The sequence below is a fragment of the Kitasatospora sp. NPDC089913 genome (assembly GCF_044748625.1).
GTDB lineage: Bacteria > Actinomycetota > Actinomycetes > Streptomycetales > Streptomycetaceae > Kitasatospora.
The window spans coordinates 240,126-258,691 of sequence record NZ_JBIVGI010000002.1 but is presented as its reverse complement, the minus strand read 5'-3'; the positions used below and the strand labels follow the sequence as shown (position 1 = coordinate 258,691).

Below are 18,566 nucleotides of genomic sequence, written 5' to 3'. Positions count from 1 at the left end.
CCTGGGCGCCCGGCACAAGGGTCGGTAGGTTACGGACGATCTCCGTACGACCCGAACTGCCGCGCGAAACCCGAGTGTCCGTTGATTCAGGGGTGGGGTCCATGAACACGCACTGGTACCGCACGATCGTCGACAGCCCGGCCGGACGCCGGGCGGTCCAGTTACTGATCCTCGCGCTGATCGCCGTCGGCCTCGGCGTTCCGCCGACCGCGGCCTGGGCGGTGGGCCGGGAGCGCGCGGTGCTCTCCGCGCCGCTGCCGCCGGGCAAGGTCGGCGCCGACGCGCGGACCGTCGATCCGCCGCCGACGCAGGAGCGGGCACCGGACGACAGCCCGCTCGCCCGGGAGCGGGCCGGGATCGAGGCCGAGGTCGAGGCCGCGCGGCAGCCGCCGCGGCCCGCGCCGGGCCCGCCGGCCGCCCCCGACGCCACCGAGCACGCCGAGCGGGCCGAGGAACTCGCCGCCGGGCGGAAGGCCCCGGAGTACCGGATCCCGGCGGCGGAGGAGGTGGACGACACCGGCAAGCGCCGACGTGCCGCCCCCGGCCCGGCCGCGGCCCCGCTGACGCTGGAGCAACTGGCCGCCCCGCCCGCAGCCGCGGCGTCCCCGCCCACCCCCGAAGCACACCCCGCCCCGCAGGTCGCCGCCGCGCAGACCTACGGCGCCTCCTACCAGGTCGGCCAGCTGGTCCTGGCCCCGCGCTACGACGCGATCGGCTATCTGCGGCTGACGGTCACCAACACCTCGAACTTCACCTGGACCACCACCGGCCAGTCCCTCGGCCTGCACCTCTACCGCGCCGACCAGTCCCTCCTGAACTACACCGCCGCCTTCACGGCCCTGCCCGCGGACGTCGCCCCCGGGACCGCCCTCACCTTCGACGCCGTCGTCCCGTTCCTCGGCCCGGGCAACTACCTGCTGGTGTACGAGATGGCGGACACCGGCAACGGCGGGTACTTCTTCTCCCACTACGGCGTGCCCGCGGCCCAGGCCGCCGCGCTGACCGTGCCGCACTACGCACCCTCCGCGAGCGACGGCTGGCCCGCCGTCGGGGCCACCGTGGCCTCCCTCACCCAGCCGCTCTCCGCCTTCGTCGGCGACGACGCCAGCACGCCCGTCCAGGTCGAGTACCAGCTCTGCACCGACAGCGACCCGGCCAAGGGCACCTGCTGGGGCTCGGGCTGGCAGGGCGTGCCCGCGCACCCGAACAGCTTCGGAGTGCTGACCAACTGGACGCCGCCCGCCGGCGCGCTGCGCTGGAACACCGCCTACTGGTGGCGCCTGCGGGTCCAGGACAGCGGCTACACCTCGCCGTTCAGCGGGATGAGCCCCTTCACCGTCGTCGTCCCGCCGCCGAACGACGCCGCCAGGCTCGGCCTGGACCCGGGCGCGCTGGACGAGACCGGCGTCAACCTCTACCTCGGCAACTACACCAGCCAGGAGACCGACGCCGACTTCCCGCAGTCCGGCATCGGCCTCCAGGTGCAGCGGACGTACAACAGCGCCGGAACCGCCAACGGCTCCTTCGGCATCGGCTGGTCCTCCCTGTGGGACATGGGCATGAAGGACGCCGGCAACGGCCTCTTCACCCTGGCGCTCGCCGACGGCCGGAAGGTCAACTTCGGCCGCAACACCGACGGCGCGCTCGTCTCCGAGTACGGCGGCACCAACGTCGGCCAGTGGATCGAGCAGGGCCACCTGAAGCTCGCCGGACTCGACTACTACCTGGGCGACAAGGTCCGGATGATCACCCGCGACCACGGCTCGGCCAAGGTGGAGCTCGAGCGCACCTACGACAGCGGCGGCCAGGTCTCCGCCTCGGTGCTGGTGAACGCCAGCTCCGACCGCAGGCTCTACCTGCGCTGGTTCGGCGGCCACATCACCACCGTCTCCACCAGCCCGAGCTTCTCCGGCACCGGGGCGCTCACCTGGACGTACACCTACACCGGGGACTACCTCACCAAGGTGTGCGCACCGGGCGGCGGCTGCACCACCTACAGCTACGAGGCCTCCCGCCCCGACGGCGGCCCGAAGCGCCTGGTCAAGGTCCAGCAGGCACGCGCCGAGAACTCCACCACCATCGGCTACGACGGCGCGCTCGTCCAGCACGTCGGCAGGGCCGACAACTCCGCCACCGGGGTGGACAACGGCTGGACGTACGACCGCAGCACCGACACCACCGGGCCGACGCCGGTACTGCGGGTGCACCGCACCGACCCGCGCGGCGTGCACACCTACTACCAGTACAACCAGGCCGGCCGGCTGGAGTACCGCTGGAACGGCACCCCGACCCCGCCACCGGGCCGCACCCGGATGTTCCTGTACGACGCCTTCGGCCGGCTCACCGCCTTCGTCGACGAGAACGACAACGTCGTCCGCTACGGCTGGGACAACGTCACCGGGGCACTCACCACCACCACCCGCTACCGCACCCCGACCCAGCCGTACACCGAACGGACCGAGTACTACCTCGACCCCGCCTGGGCCGGCGACCCGCGCAACGGCCTGCCGGTGCGGTCGACCGACGCCAACGGCCACACCACCGAGCAGACCTACAACACGGCCGGCTTCCGGAACACCGAGACCGACCCGACCGGCGGCGTCACCACCACCGTGTGGGGCTGCCGGGACGTGCTCGCCCAGCCGGTCGTCAACGACATCCACCCCGGGCACCAGGGCCCGGGCATGAACGGTGCCTGCGGCGTCCCCGTCTCCGTCACCGACGCCGGCGGACGCACCACCCGCTACGGCTACAACGGCGAGAACGACCAGACCCAGGTCACCGACCCCGCCGGCCGCGTCGTCAACACCTTCCACGACGACCTGGGCCGGGTCACCTCGCGCACCGTCGCCGACCCCGCCCACCCCGCGGGCGTCGCCACCGACTACACCTACGACCAGGCCGGCCGGCTCGCCACCGAGACCGGGCCCGCCGTCACCAACCCCGTCACCGGGGTCACCCACCGGGCCCGCACCGGCTACACCTACGACGCGGACGGCAACCTCGCCACCCGCACCGTCAGCGACCTCACCCCGGCCGCCCAGGGCGGTGACGCCCCGCGCACCACCACCTTCGGCTACGACGCCCAGGACCGGCTCACCAGCGTCGCCCAGGACGGCGTCACCACCAAACGCGTGACGTACGACCAGCTCGGCAACATCACCGACAGCTGGAGTCCCAACGGCGCCCACTACGTCTACGGCTACGACGTCAACGGCCGGCTCACCACCGTCGACCTCAAGGACTTCGTCGACGACCCGGGCACGGCAGGCCCCCCGAAGCGCGCCGTCCGGCTGAAGACCTTCGGGTACGACCGGGCCGGCCGGCTCTCCGCCGCCGCCGACGCGATGGGCCACCTGGTCACCTACACCTACACGGCCGACGACCTGGTGCTCACCGAGAAGTACTCGCTCACCGCCCAGGACGGGAACAGCAGCCGGGAGATCACCCTCCACACCTTCACCTACGACAACGCCGGCAACGTGGTGAAGGACGTCCGCGGCGACGGCCCCGACGCCCGCACCACCACCTACGCCTACGACGCCGCCAACCGCCCCACCCGCACCACGGCCGACCCCGGCGGCCTGAACCGCACCACCACCACCGCCTACGACCGGGCCGGACTGGTCACCGCGAGCACCGTCACCGACGGCACCCGCACCGAGACCCGCGAGAACGTCTGGGACCAGGCCACCGGCCAGCTCGCCCGTACCGTGGTGCGCCCCGACGCCGGCACCGCCCTGGTCACCGGCTACCTGCGCGACGCCCACGGCCGCGTCCTCGCCTCCACCGACCCCCGCGGCATGCCGCAGCCCGGCGCCCCCGGCAGCCCCGACCCGGCGTACACCACCACCACCGGCTACGACCTGCTCGGCCGCCCCAGCACCGTCACCCTCCCCGCCGCCCAGGTCGAGGACGGCACCCCCGGCGCCACCCCGACCGCCCGGCAGGCCGTCACCACCCGCGGCTACAACACCTTCGGCGAACTCACCGACCTCAAGGACTCGACCGGCCGGACCACCCGCCACCTGTACGACCAGCAGGGCCGCCGCACCGAGACCCGGCTGCCCGCCTACACCCCGCCGGGTGCCACCGCCGCCCTGAACCCGGTCGAGAAGTGGACGTACGACGCGGACGGCAACACCACCGCCCACACCGACGCCCTCGGCCGCACCGTCACGTACACCTACGACCTGCGCGACCGCCTGGTGCGCACCACCCTGCCGCCCACCGCCCCCGGCGCCGCGCCCGGCGTCACCGTGGTGCGCCGCGACGACAACGGCAACGTCCTGTCCGTCATCGACCCCACCGGCGCCCAGACCCTCGCCGTGTACGACGGCATGGACCGGCGGATCTCCGCCACCTCGGTGGTCCGCAACGGCACCGCCACCCCCGACACGTACACCACCACCTACACCCACGACGACTTCGGCGACGTCCTCACCGAGACCCTCGGCACGACCACCACCGCCTACACCTACGACAAGCTCGGCGAGTTGGCCTCCAGCACCCCGGCGGGGCGCGGCACCACCCGCTGGACCTACGACCTCGCGGGCCGCCCGCTCACCACCACCGACCCGCTCGGCCGCGTCTCCAGCACCGGTTACGACCTGGCCGGCCGGCCCACCACCAAAGCCGTCGCCGACCCCGCCGGCACCGTGCTCGCCCGCACCGGCTACGGCTACGACGCCGCCGGCAACACGGTGAGCGTCACCGACCCGAACGGCCAGACCTGGCGCACCGCCTACGACGCCCGCAACCAGCCCACCACGCTCACCGACCCGCCCGTGCGCCCCGGCGACGCCGCCTCCGCCCCGGTCACCGGCCTCGGCCACGACCTGCTCGGCCGGCTCACCCGGATCACCGACGCCAACGGCAACGCCACCCACCAGCGGTACAACACCCTGGGCCTGGCCGAGACGGAGTCCCTGCCGGCCGTCCCCGCCGACCAGTCCGCCGCCGACCGGACCACCACCACCGCCTACGACGCGGCCGGACAGGTCACCGGCATCACCGAACCCGGCGGTGTCAGGCGCACCTTCGGCTACGACGGCCTCGGCCGGCTGACCACCGAGACCGGCACCGGCGGCGACGGCGACGCCTCGCGCACCTTCGGCTACGACCTCGCCGGCCGGATCACCTCCGCCTCCGCCCCCGGCGGCCCCCAGACCTTCACCTGGGACGACCGCGGCCTGCTGACCGGCAGCCGGGGCCCGCTCGGCACCAGCGCCTTCACCTACGACGCCGCCGCCCGCCCGCTCACCGAGACCGACCCCGGTGGCGCCCGGGTCAGCTACACCTGGAGCGGCAACACCGACCTCGGCACCGTCACCGACAGCCTCTCCGGCCTCACCCGCACCCTCACCCACGACCTCGCGGGCCAGGTCACCACCGAGAAGCGCACGGCCGGCCAGACCGCCGGACCCACCCGCACCCTCGCCTACGACGGCCTCGGCCGGGTCACCGCCGACACCGTCACCGACCCCACCGGCCACCTCTCCACCCAGCTCACCTACAGCTGGGACCCGGCCGGCCGACTGCTCACCAGCGGCTCCACCGGCACCGCCGACCCGCACGGCGAGACCTACGACTACGACCCGGCCGGACGCCTCACCAGGGTCACCGACACCACCAGGGGCACCGGCACCGACTACGGCTGGGACGCCGCCGGCAACCGCACCTCCGTCACCGACTGGACCGGCACCGCCGCCCAGCACACCACCACCGGCACCAGCACCGCCGCCTACGACCCGCGCAACCGCCTCACCTCCACCACCGCCGCCGACGGCTCCACCACCGGCTACACCTTCACCCCGCGCGGCACCCTCGCCACCACGACCACCAAGAACGCCGCCGGCGCCGTCACCGCGTCCTCCACCAACCGCTACGACGCGCTCGGCCGGCTCACCGGCGTCGACGGCCGCTCCTACGCCTACGACGCCCTCGACCGCCTCACCGCCGCCACGGCGGGCGCGGCCGGCGCGGCCTCCTTCACCTACCCCGGCCTCGCCAAGGAACCGGACTCCGACGGCAGCTGGTCCTACGCCAGGGCGCTCGACGGCACCCCGCTCGCCGCGGCCCCGAGCGGCGGCGGCACCGCCCGCACCCTGCTCACCAACGCCCACCACGACGTGCTCGGCACCACCGACACCGGCAGCGGAGCACTCGCCGCCGGGCGCTCGTACAGCCCCTTCGGCAAGCCCACCGCCACCACCGGCGCCGCCCCCGGCCTCGGCTTCCAGGGCGGTTGGACCGACCCCGCCACCGGCCGCGTCCACGCCCAGGCCCGCTGGTACGACCCCGGCACCGGCCGCTTCACCTCCGGCGACGACCGGGTCCCCGGCCTCGGCTCCGCCGCCGCCACCAACCGCTACGGCTACGGCGACGGCGACCCGCTCGGCAACTGGGACCCCAGCGGCCACTTCAGCATCGGCTCCGTCCTCGGCGGCATCGGTCACGCGATCGAACTCACCGAGGAGGCCTTCGCCGCCATGTGGGGCGAGGGCGGCGCGGTGCTGCGCACCGTCGGCGGGGCCGTGGTGACCGCCGCCGACGCCGCCGGGGCCGCCGCGGTGGAGGGCCTCGCCGTCGCCGGGGCCGAGGTCGTCGCGGTCGGCGCCACCGCGGCCGAGGCCGCGGGCGCGGCACTGGTCTGCGCCGCCGGGTGCGTGGCCGCGATCGTGGTCGGCACCGTCATCGTGGTGGCGGTGGCCGGCTACCTCGTCTACGAGATCGTCAACGCCGACGGCAGCCTCAGCCCGGTCTCCACCGGCACCGGCACCGGCACCTCCCCGCGCTACGACCCCCGCGACGACCCGCGGGTCCAGCGCCCGCGTGCCAGCGGCACCACCGACCCGGCCGCCAAGAGCCCGCCGCGGCCCGCCGGTACCACGATCACCGCGACCCGGACCAACGTGCCCCGCCCGCAGGCGACCCCGCCCAGGCCGGTCGTCGTCAAGACCGGCACCAGCTGGCGCACCACCGAGGACGTCCGCACCGAGACCAGCCACTGGTGGGACGACACCTACCTCTACACCCGTACCGACACCTGGATCACCGACACCACCTTCATCACCACCCACTACTCCGACGGCTCCTGGACCGAGAGCGGACCGCAGGTCAGCATCCGGCACCTGTGGGAGACCCTGCGCAAGGCCCTGATCGACTTCACCAACCCGATCCAGCTCCCGGTCCCCACCGACACCAACAGCCCCGACCCCCACGTCGACAACCCCGCCGACCCCGGTCGCGGCTGCGGCACCGGCGGCCCCGCCGACGACTGCCCCACCGACACCGCCGGCGCCGGCCGCCTCCCGGGCGGAGCCCTCGACCCCACCCCGACCCCGGCCGACGCCGGCCAGGGCGGCAGGAAGCCCCCGACGGCGGACGCCCCGAGCTGCGACGCCGACGAGATCCTGCCCCAGGGCGTCACCGCGGAGAAGTTCGCGGAGGCGGCCGAGCAGCTGCGGGCCCACCCCCGGGGGCAGGAGGGCGACCTCGTGGTGCAGGGGAGCCGGGCGGCCGGCACGGCCCGCCCGGACTCGGACATCGATTTCGCCATCAGGGTGGACTCCGACCGGTTCGACCAGCTGATCGGTGAGTGCTTCGGCACGCCCAACCCCGGGAGCGCCAAGGAGAAGACGCGGGACCGCGCCGCGCAATCGGGCAAGATCCAGGCCGGGGAGGCCGGGATGAAGGGTCTGCGCAAGCTGCTGGCGAGGACACTGGGAATGAAGGTGGACCTGTCGGTCATCAGGATCGGCGGCCCCTTCGACAACCCGCCCTTCATCGGAGTTCCCTGATGGACCGCTACGAGTACTGCAAGATCTTCGTACACGGCGCCGACCCGGCACGCGCCGTCGGCCTGCTGGGAGCCCTGCTCGGCGCCGCGTTCGATGACGAAGACTCTCTGACCTTCGACGGCATCGAGGTCGACGTCCTGGGCAACCCGGACGGTGTCCCGGGCGCCGCGGACTTCCTCCGGTGGCCGGCCCTGGTCGAGGTCGAACCCCTCGACGCGCCGCCGTCGGCGACGGTCGGTCTGGTGGCCCGCATCCTCACCGGACTCCACGACGCCGGGCACCTCGCCGTCGCCGCGTGCGACTACGAGGACGAGCTGCCGTGGAGTGGAGGCATCCGGCTCTTCGACCGCTGGGCGGCCGGGCTGGACCGGGGGGCGGGCGAGGGCGCCGGGCAGGCGTGAACCCGAGCGGTACGGCCGGGCCGGAGACTCCGGCCCGGCCGTACCGGACGGTCGTTCCGGCCGCTCGGACCCCGGCCGGGGCCGCTCAGGTGCGGGCCGAACCGTTCTCGCCCGTCGGCGGGTTGACGGCGAAGAGCTGCTCCTCGACCTGGTCCAGGGCGACCCGCAGGGCGCCCATCGCGACCACCTCGGAACCGAGGGCGGCCAGGGCCACCTCGGGGGCGCGGAGGGTGAAGCTGGCGAGGCGCTCGCGCAGCGGGTCGAGGACGCCGTCCAGGCCTGCGGCCCAGCCGCCGACGACCACCAGCTGCGGGTCGATGGCCAGGACCAGCGCGGCGACGCTCTGCACCAGGCGGGTCAGGAAGCGGTCGGTGGCGACCTGCGCCACCTCGTCGCCCTCGCGGGCGAGCTTCAGCACCCGGGCCACCGCCGCCTCGTCCAGCGGGTTGAGCGGCTTGCCGGTGGTGGAGAGCAGCCGCTCCGGCGTCACCTCCTGGCCGAGCAGGTGCAGGGCGCCGATCTCGCCGGCCGCGCCCCCGAAACCGCGGTGCAGCCGGCCGTTGATGAGCGAGCCCGCGCCCGGGCTGAGGCCGGCCATCACGAACACCACGTCGTCGGCGCCGACCGCCGCGCCCTGCCAGTGCTCGGCGATCGCGGCGAGGTTGGCGTCGTTCTCGATCATCACCGGGCAGCGGAACGAGCGCCGCAGCCGGGCGCCCAGGTCCAGGCCGGTCCAGCCGGGCATCGCGGTGCCCAGCTGCACCGTGCCGTCCCGGTCGACGATGCCCGGGGTGCCGACGCCGACCGCCCACAGGTTGTCCCGGGAGACGCCCGCCTTGCGCAGCACCTCGGCGACCACGGACCGGACGGCGGTGAGCCGCTCCTCCGCGTCCAGGGTCTCCTCGACGGGTCTGAAGTGGCTGCCCACCACGACGCCGGCCAGGTCGGCGAGGATGATCCGGATGTCGTGGACGCCGATCTCGATGCCGAGGATGTGTCCGGCCTCGGCCCGGAACCGGAACCAGCGGGCCGGCCGTCCGCGCCGCCCGGCGCCCGGCTGGCCGTCCGGTTGCGGCGGCTGCTCGACCTCGGCGACCAGCCCGGTCTCCACCAGCCCCTCGATCACGCCCTCGACCGTGGGGCGGGAGAGCCCGGTGTCGCCGACCAGCTTGGTCAGGGTCACCGCATGGCCCTCGCGCAGTGCCCGGAGGGTCACCGCCGCGTTGATCCGCCGCAGTAGTGAGGAGTCGCCACCGGTGAGTCGATCCGCCAAGACGCTGCCCTTCGCCGTTCCGCGCGACTGCCCTGGCGCGCGTGCCGTGGACGCGGGCACGGCCGGCCGGGGCCGCCGGGCTGTGGTGCCGGAGGCCGCCCCCGGAGGGCCCGCGGGTGTCCGCCGCCCGGCGGACCGGCACGGCGGCGCTGCGGCGCCTGCGCCGGGCCGGACGGCCTGTGCCGGATGCTACCGGGGGCCGGGCCCGACCGGCGAGCATCTTCCCAGCTCATCCCGGTTTCGGTATCGAAATGGTACGCACTGGGTGGCGGTGCGTGATCCGGGCTTCACCGGGCCCGCGCGAGAGCCGCGCCGGACCCGCGCGGGAGCCGGTCCGGCCTGGCACGGAGGCCGGCGCGGCGCGGTACGGACCCGCGCGGTACGGACCCGCGCCCGGCGCGGACCGGGGGCGCTCAGCGGCGGCCGGGGGCGCTCAGCGCAGGCCGCCGGTCGCCCCGACGTTCTGCCCGGAGACCCAGCGCGCGTCCGGGCCGACCAGGAACGCGACCACGTCCGCGACGTCGGCCGGCTGCCCGAGCCGCCGCAGCGGGGTCAGCCCGGCCACCGTCTCCAGCGCGTGCGGGGGATTGACGGAGCGCAGCATCTCGGTCTCGGTCGGTCCGGGGGAGACGGTGTTGGCGGTGATCCCGCGCGGCCCCAGCTCCACCGCCGCGGCCTCGGTCAGCTGCTCCAGCGCCCCCTTGCCGGCCAGGTAGGCGGCGAGCCCCGGCATCGGACGGCGGGTGTTGAGGGAGGAGATGTTGACGATCCGGCCGCCGTCGCGCATCCGCCGCGCCGCGTACCGCAGGGTGAGGAACACCGCGCGGGCGTTGACGGCCATGGTGGCGTCGAAGTCCGCCGGGTCGGTCTCGGCGAGCGGGGCCCGGGTGACGGCGCGGGCCGCGTTGTTGACGAGGATGTCCAGCCCGCCGAGCTCCTCCTCGGCGGCCGCCATCAGCAGCTCCGGCCCCTCCGGGGTGCCGAGGTCGGCCCGGACCGCGAACACCCGCCCGGACCCGGCGGAACCGGCGGCCCCGGCCGCGTCGTTCGCGGCCACCGCCCGGACCACCTCGGCCGCCGCCGCGTCGTCGTGCGCGTACCCGAACACCACGTCCGCGCCGTCCGCAGCCAGCCGCTCCACCACGGCCCGCCCGATCCCGCGCGAACCGCCCGTGACGACCGCCGCGCGGCCCGCCAGCACCTTGTCCGACACCGTGACCCCCGCTCCCGGCCGGCCGCACACCGGCTCCGGGGAGAACCTACCCGCCCGGCGCGCCGTCCCGGGGTCGGGATCCGGCCGAGTCGGGCCGGGGTCAACGCGGCCGTGGGGACGGCCGGTTCACGGTCGGCTCGCGGTCGGTCGGCGATGGTGCGGAGCACCTGCTCAGGGCCCGTATGCTGCTCCGCATGCTGAGCGACACACACCCGGCCGGTCCGGGGGCGGCCATGCTGTCGGACGAGGACTTCGTACGCGCGCAGACCGGGATCGCCCCGGTGCCGTTCGTGCCGGAGGTGCGCCTGCACATGGCCGAGGACGCCATCACCCTGTGGGAGACCACCGAGACGGCGCGCGGCGAGCGCGGCCTGCCGCCGCCGTTCTGGGCGTTCGCCTGGGCGGGCGGTGTCGGGGTGGCCCGGTACGTGCTGGACCACCCGGAGCTGGTGGCCGGACGGTCGGTGCTGGACCTCGCGGCCGGCTCCGGCCTGGTCGGCATCGCGGCGGCGCTGCGCGGTGCCCGGTCGGTGCGGGCGGCCGAGATCGACGCCTACGCGGTCGCGGCGATCGGCGTCAACGCGGCGGCGAACGGCGTCCGGGTGGACGCGGCGGTCGAGGACCTGTTGGACGGCGACGGCGGGCCGGCCGAGGTCGTGCTGGCCGGGGACGTCTTCTACGAGCGGGCGATGGCGGCCCGGTTCCTGCCCTTCCTGCTCCGGGCCCGGGCGCGCGGCGCGGTGGTGATAGTCGGTGACCCCGGCCGCGCCTACCTGCCGCGCGAACGGTTCACGGCGCTGGCGGCGTACGAGGTGCCGGTGGTGGCGGACCTGGAGGACACGGCGCTGAAGACCACGACGGTGTGGCAGCTGGCGGGCGACTGACCCGTCCCGCCGGTCCCGTCCGGCCGGTCCCGGTCGGCGGGGCACTCCGGCCGGCCCGTCCGGCCTTCCTGTCCGGCCTTCCTGTCCGGCCCCCGGAATTCACGGTCGGCCGGCGGCCGGTCCTGGTAGACAGTCGCCCATGATCGACTTCATTCTGCGCACGGCCGGCCCCGAGGAGATCCCGGCCGTGCTCGCGCTGTGGGCCCGCGCCGCCAAGGGCACCAGCATCACCGACGACGCCGACGGGGTGGCGGCGCTGCTCGCCCGCGACCCGGACTGCCTGCTGGTGGCCGTCCGGGCGGACGAGCCGGCCGTGCTGCTCGGCACCGTCATCGCGGGCTGGGACGGCTGGCGCTGCCACCTCTACCGCCTCGCCGTCGACCCGGAGCACCGGCGGCGCGGTATCGGCGCGGCCCTGCTGGCGGCCGCCGAGGAGCGCTTCGCGGCCCTGGGCGGACGACGGGCGGACGCCATGGTGCTGGACGGGAACGCCCTCGGCCACCGCACCTGGCGGGGGGCCGGCTATGGGCCGCAGCCGCAGTGGACGCGCTGGGTCAAGCCGCTGGCGGAGGACTGACCCGCCGGCCGCCGCCCGGCCCGCGGGTGGACGACCGACCCGCCGGCGGACGACTGACCCGTCCGGGTGGGGGCGGATCGGGGCGAGGTGGTGTCGGCCGCCGGGGGAGGGCCCGGACGGGAGGCTGGTCGCTCCGGTCGGGTCGGCAGTCGGGAGGGCGCGTGGGCGTTCGCGGTGGCGGTGCTTCCGGGCAGACCGGGGGCGCGGACCCCGGTGTGCTCGGCACGGCGCTCGGCGTGGTGCTGGCCTTCTCGCTCGCGGAGGGTTCGTGGCAGTGGTTCTCCACCTACCTGGGGCTGACGCTGCTCGTGGTGGTGCTGGCCTTCGGCCGGGTGCCGGTCCGCGCGCCGGGTGCCCCGGCCGCCGGCTTCGGGTGGAACCTGGCGGCGTACTCGCTGGTGGTGGGCCTGTGCGTGGCGCTGGCGCTGGCCCCGGCGTTGCAGCGCTGGGACCGGCTCTTCCCGATGCCCGGCACCCGGGACAGCTGCGCGCAGGCGGGCCGGTACGAGAGCCTGCACACCCGGGCCGCGCTGGCGGACCTGGCGGCGGCCGACCCCGAGGCGCTGGCGTACGAGCAGGAGCAGCAGGCCCGGACCGCCGTCGACGACTGCCTGTCGGCGACGACGACCCGGTGGCTGCCCGCCTACGCGCTGGGCACGGCGGTGCTGGTGGCCGGCGGCGCGTGGGTGTGGGGGCGGCGCCGGGAGGGCGCCGGGGCGGCCCGGTGACCGGTCCCGGCCCGGTGACCGGTCCCGGTCGGACGGACCGGTGATCAGGCCCGGTCGAGACGGCGGGTGATCCGGCCGAGGAGGTCCCGCAGGGGTTCGCCGACGTCCCGGCCGAACTCGGTGAGCCCGTAGGTGACCTGGGGCGGTGTCGTCGGTTCGACCACCCGCCACACCAGGCCGTCCTGGACCAGCGCCCGCAGGGTCTGCGCGAGCATCTTCTCGCTGATGCCCCGGATGCTGTCGCGCAGTTCGAAGAACCGCAGGTCGTTGCCCTCCAGGGCGATCAGCACCCAGACGCCCCACCGGCTGGTCACGTGGTCGACCGTGTCGCGGGCCGCGCAGTCGGTGTGAAACACCTCATAGCGCTTGCCGACGGCACCCCGGTCCAGCTGCACACCTTCCGTCATGTCCGGAGCTTACCCCGGGGTATGTCCTTACGAACGGTGAGCCGGCAGCTCTAGCGTCGGAAGTCCCAACGGGGCAACGAACGAGGAGCTGACCATGATCGTGGTGACCGGGGCCACCGGAAACATCGGCAGGCCGCTGACGCGGGCGCTGGCGGCGGCGGGCGCGGAGGTGACGGCGGTGTCGCGGCACCCGGCGCCGGTGCCGGACGGTGTCCGCCGCCTGACGGCCGACCTGGCCGACCCGGCCGCGCTGGAGGAGGTGCTGACGGGGGCGAAGGCCCTGTTCCTGCTGCTCTCGGGCGATCTGCACGGTCCGGGCGGAGCCCCGGCCGAGCTGGTCGGCCGGGCGGCGGCGGCCGGGGTCCGGCGGATCGTCCTGCTCTCCACCCAGGGCGTGGTGACCAGGCCGTTCGGTCCGACCCGGATCGCGATGCGCGCGCTGGAGGACCTGGTCCGGGCGTCCGTGCCGGAGTGGGCGATCGTGCGGCCCGGCGGCTTCGCCTCGAACACGCTGTGGTGGGCCGAGTCGATCCGGACGGGGCGGTTCGTCGCGGCCCCGTTCGGTGACGTCGCGACGCCGGTCGTCGACCCGGGGGACATCGCCGAGGTCGCGGCCGCCTGCCTGCTGGAGGACCGGCACGTCGGCGGCGTCCACGAGCTGACCGGCCCGGAGGTGATCAGCCCGCGCGGGCAGACGGCGGCGCTCTCCGCCGCGCTGGGGGTGCCCTTGCGCTTCCAGGAGCTGTCCCGCGCGGAGGCCGCGGCCGCGATGGCCCGGAGCATGCCGGTGGAGCTCGCGGACGACACCCTCGACATCCTCGGCGCCCCGAGCGCGGCCGAACTGCGGATCGGCCCCGGTGTGCGGGAGGTGCTGGGCCGTGACCCGAGGTCCTTCGCCGACTGGGCCGAGCGCCATGTCGAGGCCTTCCGCTGAGCGGGTTCGCGCGGGACGTCGGCCCGTCCGACGTCCCGCGCGGGCCGCGTGCGCGCGCCGCACCTCGGGTCCGGGAAAAGGCACTTGACCGGTCCGGCACGATGGGGACGTGATCAGCAGGCAACGCGCGATCGAACTCGTCGAGTCCTACCTGGCCGTGATGGAGTGGCCGGGCGGCGGCCCGATGCCGGAGCCGGCCGTCTACGCGGTGGAGGAGCACAGCGTCGGCTGGCTTGCGTTCTGGGAGAGCGCGGCCTTCGTCCGGACCGGGGACGCGCGGTTCGGCTTCGGTGGCGGCGGCAGCCATGTGCTGGTCGACCGGGAGGACGGCAGTCTGCACTTCGTCCCCAACGCCCGGGATGACGACGAGGGCTGGGAGGACCACTACCTCCTCCAGGTCAAGGGGGTCCGCCGCCCCGATCCGCTGGCCGCCGAGGTCCGCGCTCTCGCCCGGTCCGCCGGGGCCGTCGCCGCGATGGGGCACCTGCGCAAGCGGGCCCCCGGGCTGAGCCTCCGGCAGGCGAGGAGCTACCTGACCGCCGTGCGCGACGGTGCCGAACCGCCGGAGGAGCTCGCGAGCCTCACCCGCAAGGCGCCGAGGTGGCCGCTGTGGCCCGTCGAGACGCTGGCCGGGCCGGCCGAGGCGCCGTCCGGACCCGTCGAGGCGCCGTCCGGAGCGGTCGGAACGCCGTCCGGACCTGCTGACACGTCGTCCGGACCCGTCGAGGCGCCGTCCGGGCCGGTCGAGCCGTAGTCACCGGCATCGAATTGGCTGGCCACGGACAGGCCCGAGCTGCGACGATGCGCGGATGATCACTCTTCCCGACGAGCTCGGCCACCTCTCCTACGTCGTCTCCGGCGACGGACCGCCCGTCGTCCTCGTGCACGCCGGTGTCGCCGACCACCGGATGTGGGACGCCGTCGTGCCCGCGCTCGCCGAGCACCACACCGTCGTCCGCTACGACCTGCGGGGCTTCGGCGAGTCCGCGCCCCCGACCGGGCCGTTCCGCGAGACCGACGACCTGCTGCGCCTGCTGGACCACCTCGGCCTCGACCGGGTCCGGCTGGTCGGTGCGTCCTGGGGCGGCCGGGTGGCCGTGGAGTTCACGCTCACCCACCCGGACCGGGTCCACTCCCTCGCGCTGCTCGCGGCACCGTGGCCCGGCTACGGCTGGTCCGCCGACATGGTCGCGTACGACGAGGCCGAGACCGCCGCGCTGGAGGCCGGCGACCTCGACGCCGCGGTCCGGGTAAACCTCGACATGTGGCTGCGCGGCCCGGCCCGCGGCTGGGACCGGGTGGCCGACGGACTGGCCGACCGGCTGCGCGAGCCGATGCGGACCTCACTGGTCAACCAGTCCGTCGTGGGCGAGCACTCGCAGGGCCCCTCCGACCGCGAGGTGTCCGCCGTCGCCGTTCCCACGCTGGTGGGCGTCGGCGGGCTGGAGGTACCGGACTTCCGGGACATCGCCCGCCGGTACGCCGCCGAGATCCCGGGCGCCACCCTGGTCGAGTTCCCGGACGCGGCCCATCTCGTCGCCATGGACTCACCCGAGGCCCTCACCGCCGTCCTGCTGCCCTTCCTGGCCGGCTGAGGCCCCGCCTCCCGCCGGCCCCCGCTCCGCCTCGCCGCGCTCCTGGGCGGCCATCACCTCGTCGCCGTGCTCGAACGCCCAGGCGCCCACGGCCTCGATCGGCCCGAGGAAGCTGCGGCCCAGTCCGGTGAGCCGGTACTCGACGCGGGGCGGGGCGCCGGGCAGCGCCCGGCGGTCGACCAGGCCGTTGAACTGGAGCCGGCGCAGGGTCTCCGTGAGCACCTTGGAACTGATCCCGCCGATCCGTTGCCGCAGCTCGACCGGGCGCCGGGGGCCGTCGCGCAGCGCCCGGAGGACCACGGCGTTCCAGGTGTTGGAGAGCAGGTCGAAGGCGAGGCGGGCACGGCAGTCGGCGAGGAAGGCTTCGGTCGTCACGTACCGAATGGTGCCCGACGGGTTCTCTAGCGTCAGCGGGGGACGGGGAGTTCCCGACGACACGGAGGACGGCGTGATGAGTACCGGTGCGATGAGGATCGGCGTGCTGGGCACGGGCAACATGGCGGACGCGCTCGCGACCCACTGGGCGCGGGCCGGGCACGAGGTGACGGTCGGCGGGCGGGACGCGGCCGCCGCGGCGCGCCTCGCCCGGCGGATCGGGGGCGGCGCCAGGGCCGCCGGGCTGCGGTCGGCGGCGGCGTCCGGTGAGGTGGTGCTGGCCGCGCTGCCCTACGGCGCCGGGGCGGAGGTGGTGCGGGAGCTGCGCGCGGAACTGGACGGCACGGTGCTGGTCGACTGCTCCAACCCCGTCGGCCCCGGCTTCCGGCTGCTGACGGACGGCGGGCCGTCGGCGGCACGGCAGTTGGCCGCGGCGGCCCCGGGGGCCGAGGTGGTCAAGGCGTTCAACCTCTGCCACGAGGACGTGTGGCGGATGCGGCCGCCCGTCTTCGACGGCAGGCCGCTGGCGGTGCCGCTGTGCGGGGACGACGCGGCGGCCGTCGCCCGGGTGTCCCGGCTGGTGCGGGACACGGGCTGCCTGCCGGTGGCGGCGGGTGGACTCGACCGTGCGGGCCTGCTGGAGGCGACGGCGGCGCTGTTCATCGGCCTGTGGGTCGGGGAGGGCGCGGACGCCCAGGCGATCGCGCCGCCACTCGCGTACGCCGCCGGCGACCCGGCGGCGACCTGAGCCGACGCGACGGCTGAGCCGACGCGACGGCGGCCGTCGGGAACCTGCCGACGACCGGGGACCGGCGGGCCACCGGGGACCGGCCGACCGTCGGGGAACAGCCGGCCACCGGGGTACCTGCCGGCTACCGGGGCGGCTGCGGGCGGACGGTGAGGATCTGTTCGGCCTGGCCGACCGGGCCGTCGACGTCGTGCAGCACGCTGCTGGTGAGGCCCTGGCCGGTCGGACCGAAGCTGGCCGTGGTGTCCAGACCGGTCCAGGGGCCGCGCGGCTGCCGGAACAGATGGACGGTCAGATCGACGTTGGGGAACATCCACTCGGCCGGGTCCTGCTGCACGGCGATGCCGTTCGCGGTGTCCACCAGTGCGACGAAGGAGGCGAGCGCGCTGCTCGGTTCGCCCGCGACCAGGTCCGTCCGGGAGGAGATCCAGGCCGCCGTGCGGCCGCGGCGGGTCGGCGGCACCCGGCGGAGGTCGACCGAGGCGACGTAGCCGCCGTTCCACTCCTCGTCCATCGCCCACGGGTCGAGCTCCTCCGGCGCGGGGAGCGGCTCGACCGGGCTGTCGGCGACGGCCGAGGTGTCCAGGGTGGCCAGCAGCCAGGCCCGGGCCCGGACCACGGCCCGTCCGCCGATCACCACGGTCGCCTCGAGGAGTTCGATGGTCCGGCCCGGCCGGACGGACTCCACGGTGATCTCGCACTCGTCGAGCGCGATGCGGCCGAGGATGTCGTAGCCGATCCGCCCGAGCGTCAGCCCGCCGTCGCCGCCGGGGCGCTCCGCCAGCCACCGGTCGATCGCGTGCACCACCAGCCCGGCCAGCGGGCTGAAGTGCTGCTCGTCGGCGCTCCACGCCCCACCCGCGTGCGCGGTGGGCTTGAACGTCCGGGCGCCGGTTCGCTGGTAGTAGCTCTCACGCGCGAGGTCGCTGCTGCTCAAGGGATCCGCTCCTCGGCCGGGACAGGTGCATCGGTCACGAATCGTAGGCTTCCCCGGCGGCCCCGGTCGCCGTGATCTCCCGCACACGCTCGTGGGCGCGGCGGTGCCGGCGGTCCTGGCGGGTGCGCCGCTGACCCGTCGGACGGTCGAGGCGCTGTCGCCCGGCGCGGACTTCGGGGCCGTCGTCGCACGGGCCCGCGCGATGGGCTTCGGGGAGCCGGCCGACCCGGGGGCCCGGGGGACCGGGCCGGTGCCGGAAAAGCCGTCGAGGGGGAGGAGGGGCGGGTCGTAGGCTGGGGTCCATGGCTCACAGCAGGACCTCCTTCGTCTGTCTGCCCTGCCGGGCCTCCTACAAGCAGGCGTACGGCTGGTGGACGGAGGAGCGGCGCTGTCCGCGCTGCGCCGGTGCGCTGATCCACGCGGGCTCCGCCTTCGCGGCGCCGCCCCGTCGGGACACCGCGGCCTGGCGCACCCTCGCACTGCTGCTGAACGCGGGCATCGGCTTCCACAAGGGCTGCTGCGGCGGCCCGGGCTACCGGCCCCGCACCCGGCACGAGGTGCGTGAGCGCACGCTCTACGCCCGCCGCTCCGGCGAACCGCTCGCGCGGGCGCTGCTGCACCGGGAGGTCCCGTGGGAGCGGACGGCCCGGTGAGCGGCGCGGGAGGTCGGGTGTGCCGACCTCCCGCGCGAG

The 18,566-nt window shown here is 75.3% G+C and carries 15 protein-coding genes; 10 read left to right on the top strand and 5 right to left on the bottom strand.

The window, feature by feature from the left end:
* Positions 1–101: 101 nt before the first annotated feature.
* Both ACIPYS_RS05330 and ACIPYS_RS05325 read left to right on the top strand, forming a co-directional pair.
* Positions 102–7,802: an RHS repeat-associated core domain-containing protein gene (locus ACIPYS_RS05330; protein WP_400743364.1), complete on the top strand. Its 7,701-nt coding sequence runs from the start codon at positions 102–104 to the stop codon at positions 7,800–7,802.
* Positions 7,802–8,203, top strand: a complete 402-nt coding sequence (locus ACIPYS_RS05325) for a hypothetical protein (RefSeq protein WP_400743361.1) — start codon at positions 7,802–7,804, stop codon at positions 8,201–8,203. Before ACIPYS_RS05330 ends, ACIPYS_RS05325 begins: the two co-directional genes overlap by 1 nt.
* Positions 8,204–8,288: 85 nt before the next feature.
* On the opposite strand, the gene ACIPYS_RS05320 is transcribed toward ACIPYS_RS05325, so the two are convergent.
* A complete protein-coding gene (locus ACIPYS_RS05320) occupies positions 8,289–9,476 on the bottom strand; it encodes an ROK family protein (RefSeq protein ID WP_400743358.1) in 1,188 nt (395 codons plus the stop codon).
* A 433-nt stretch (positions 9,477–9,909) separates the two neighbouring features.
* Positions 9,910–10,689, bottom strand: a complete 780-nt coding sequence (locus tag ACIPYS_RS05315; RefSeq protein WP_400743355.1) for an SDR family oxidoreductase — start codon at positions 10,687–10,689, stop codon at positions 9,910–9,912.
* Between the two features lie 194 nt (positions 10,690–10,883).
* On the opposite strand from ACIPYS_RS05315, the gene ACIPYS_RS05310 reads away from it, so the two are divergent.
* The 3 genes from ACIPYS_RS05310 (at position 10,884) to ACIPYS_RS05300 (ending at position 12,878) form a co-directional block, all read left to right on the top strand.
* Complete coding sequence (locus ACIPYS_RS05310) at positions 10,884–11,573, top strand: methyltransferase (RefSeq protein ID WP_107452694.1); 690 nt, start codon at positions 10,884–10,886, stop codon at positions 11,571–11,573.
* A gap of 139 nt (positions 11,574–11,712) precedes the next feature.
* Positions 11,713–12,150, top strand: a complete 438-nt coding sequence (locus ACIPYS_RS05305) for a GNAT family N-acetyltransferase (protein WP_093863361.1) — start codon at positions 11,713–11,715, stop codon at positions 12,148–12,150.
* A 161-nt stretch (positions 12,151–12,311) separates the two neighbouring features.
* Positions 12,312–12,878 carry a hypothetical protein gene (locus tag ACIPYS_RS05300; protein WP_400743351.1) on the top strand — a complete coding sequence of 189 codons (567 nt, stop codon included), beginning with the start codon at positions 12,312–12,314 and terminating at the stop codon, positions 12,876–12,878.
* Between the two features lie 44 nt (positions 12,879–12,922).
* Here ACIPYS_RS05300 and ACIPYS_RS05295 read toward each other — a convergent pair whose 3' ends face one another.
* On the bottom strand, positions 12,923–13,285 hold the full coding sequence (locus tag ACIPYS_RS05295) for a helix-turn-helix domain-containing protein (protein ID WP_093863363.1): 363 nt from the start codon (positions 13,283–13,285) through the stop codon (positions 12,923–12,925).
* Between the two features lie 94 nt (positions 13,286–13,379).
* Here ACIPYS_RS05295 and ACIPYS_RS05290 point away from each other — a divergent pair, with 94 nt between their 5' ends.
* The 3 genes from ACIPYS_RS05290 (at position 13,380) to ACIPYS_RS05280 (ending at position 15,814) form a co-directional block, all read left to right on the top strand.
* Entirely contained in the window at positions 13,380–14,219 is an 840-nt protein-coding gene (locus ACIPYS_RS05290; protein ID WP_400743348.1) for an SDR family oxidoreductase, read from the top strand.
* Between the two features lie 109 nt (positions 14,220–14,328).
* A complete protein-coding gene (locus ACIPYS_RS05285; RefSeq protein WP_400743345.1) occupies positions 14,329–14,973 on the top strand; it encodes a YrhB domain-containing protein in 645 nt (214 codons plus the stop codon).
* Positions 14,974–15,028: 55 nt separating this feature from the next.
* On the top strand, positions 15,029–15,814 hold the full coding sequence (locus ACIPYS_RS05280) for an alpha/beta fold hydrolase (RefSeq protein ID WP_400743342.1): 786 nt from the start codon (positions 15,029–15,031) through the stop codon (positions 15,812–15,814).
* Here ACIPYS_RS05280 and ACIPYS_RS05275 read toward each other — a convergent pair.
* Positions 15,767–16,189, bottom strand: coding sequence for a winged helix-turn-helix transcriptional regulator (locus ACIPYS_RS05275; RefSeq protein WP_400743339.1), 423 nt, complete (start codon positions 16,187–16,189; stop codon positions 15,767–15,769). The two genes, ACIPYS_RS05280 and ACIPYS_RS05275, sit on opposite strands and share 48 nt — an antisense overlap.
* Before the next feature lie 91 nt (positions 16,190–16,280).
* Here ACIPYS_RS05275 and ACIPYS_RS05270 point away from each other — a divergent pair, with 91 nt between their 5' ends.
* Entirely contained in the window at positions 16,281–16,937 is a 657-nt protein-coding gene (locus ACIPYS_RS05270) for an NADPH-dependent F420 reductase (RefSeq protein ID WP_400743979.1), read from the top strand.
* A gap of 124 nt (positions 16,938–17,061) precedes the next feature.
* Here the strand turns inward: ACIPYS_RS05270 and ACIPYS_RS05265 are convergent, their stop codons facing one another.
* Entirely contained in the window at positions 17,062–17,874 is an 813-nt protein-coding gene (locus ACIPYS_RS05265; RefSeq protein WP_400743336.1) for a thioesterase family protein, read from the bottom strand.
* Between the two features lie 302 nt (positions 17,875–18,176).
* On the opposite strand from ACIPYS_RS05265, the gene ACIPYS_RS05260 reads away from it, so the two are divergent.
* Complete coding sequence (locus ACIPYS_RS05260) at positions 18,177–18,527, top strand: deoxyxylulose-5-phosphate synthase (protein ID WP_400743333.1); 351 nt, start codon at positions 18,177–18,179, stop codon at positions 18,525–18,527.
* Positions 18,528–18,566: the final 39 nt, after the last annotated feature.

What these genes read in the sequence shown, in the direction of transcription:
- ACIPYS_RS05330 (WP_400743364.1), top strand. Translation starts at nt 102, where the DNA reads ATGAACACGCACTGGTACCGCACGATCGTCGACAGCCCGGCCGGACGC.
- ACIPYS_RS05325 (WP_400743361.1), top strand. Translation starts at nt 7,802, where the DNA reads ATGGACCGCTACGAGTACTGCAAGATCTTCGTACACGGCGCCGACCCG.
- ACIPYS_RS05310 (WP_107452694.1), top strand. Translation starts at nt 10,884, where the DNA reads ATGCTGAGCGACACACACCCGGCCGGTCCGGGGGCGGCCATGCTGTCG.
- ACIPYS_RS05305 (WP_093863361.1), top strand. Translation starts at nt 11,713, where the DNA reads ATGATCGACTTCATTCTGCGCACGGCCGGCCCCGAGGAGATCCCGGCC.
- ACIPYS_RS05295 (WP_093863363.1), bottom strand. Translation starts at nt 13,285, where the DNA reads ATGACGGAAGGTGTGCAGCTGGACCGGGGTGCCGTCGGCAAGCGCTAT.
- ACIPYS_RS05290 (WP_400743348.1), top strand. Translation starts at nt 13,380, where the DNA reads ATGATCGTGGTGACCGGGGCCACCGGAAACATCGGCAGGCCGCTGACG.
- ACIPYS_RS05280 (WP_400743342.1), top strand. Translation starts at nt 15,029, where the DNA reads ATGATCACTCTTCCCGACGAGCTCGGCCACCTCTCCTACGTCGTCTCC.
- ACIPYS_RS05270 (WP_400743979.1), top strand. Translation starts at nt 16,281, where the DNA reads ATGAGGATCGGCGTGCTGGGCACGGGCAACATGGCGGACGCGCTCGCG.
- ACIPYS_RS05260 (WP_400743333.1), top strand. Translation starts at nt 18,177, where the DNA reads ATGGCTCACAGCAGGACCTCCTTCGTCTGTCTGCCCTGCCGGGCCTCC.